This window comes from Microbispora amethystogenes (assembly GCF_016863015.1).
Classification (GTDB): domain Bacteria; phylum Actinomycetota; class Actinomycetes; order Streptosporangiales; family Streptosporangiaceae; genus Microbispora; species Microbispora amethystogenes.
In genome coordinates this window covers 1-830 of sequence record NZ_BOOB01000142.1, presented here as the reverse complement: position 1 = coordinate 830, position 830 = coordinate 1, and the positions used below count along the sequence as shown (strand labels likewise).

Here is an 830-nt window from a genome sequence, read left to right as displayed (position 1 = left end):
TGCTGTGGGACGACCTCGCCGACATCGACATCATCCGGGTCGGCGACACCTACTACTACTCCGCCTCCACGATGCACTACTCGCCCGGCGCGCCGGTCCTGCGCTCCTACGACCTGGTGCACTGGGAGTACGCCGGTCACTCGGTGCCCAAGCTCGACTTCGGCAACAAGTACGACCTCAACGGCGGCCGCGGCTACGTCAACGGCATCTGGGCGTCGTTCCTGAACTACCGGCCCAGCAACAAGACCTTCTACTGGGGCGGCTGCATCGACTTCAGCAAGACCTACATCTACACCGCCACCTCCGTCGAAGGCCCGTGGAACCGGCACACGACGATCAACAAGTGCTACTACGACGCCGGTCTGCTCGTCGACGACAACGACACGATGTACGTCGCCTACGGCAACACGCAGATCAGCGTCGCCCAGCTGTCGGCCGACGGCAAGAGCGAGGTCCGCAGCCAGCAGGTGTTCTCCACCCCCTCCAGCGTCGGCACGCTGGAAGGCTCGCGGATGTACAAGCGCAACGGGAACTACTACATCTTCGTCACCAAGCCCGCCAACGGGCAGTACATCCTGAAGTCCACCAACGGCCCCTTCGGCCCGTACGAGATGCGCCAGGTCCTGCTGAACATGTCCGGCCCGGTCTCCGGTGGCGGCGTGCCGCACCAGGGCGGACTCGTGCAGACCCAGAACGGCGCGTGGTACTACATGGCCTTCCAGGACGCCTACCCCGGCGGCCGGATCCCCGTCCTGGCCCCCGTCACCTGGACCTCTGACGGCTGGCCCACCATCACGACCGTCAACGGCGGCTGGGGCGCCTCCTACCCC

1 protein-coding gene is annotated in these 830 nt (G+C 65.7%); it reads left to right on the top strand.

The genetic code is table 11. The features are described from left to right. Positions 1–830 (top strand): glycoside hydrolase 43 family protein (locus Mam01_RS36070; protein WP_204289695.1); only part of this gene is annotated, 830 nt, incomplete at both ends.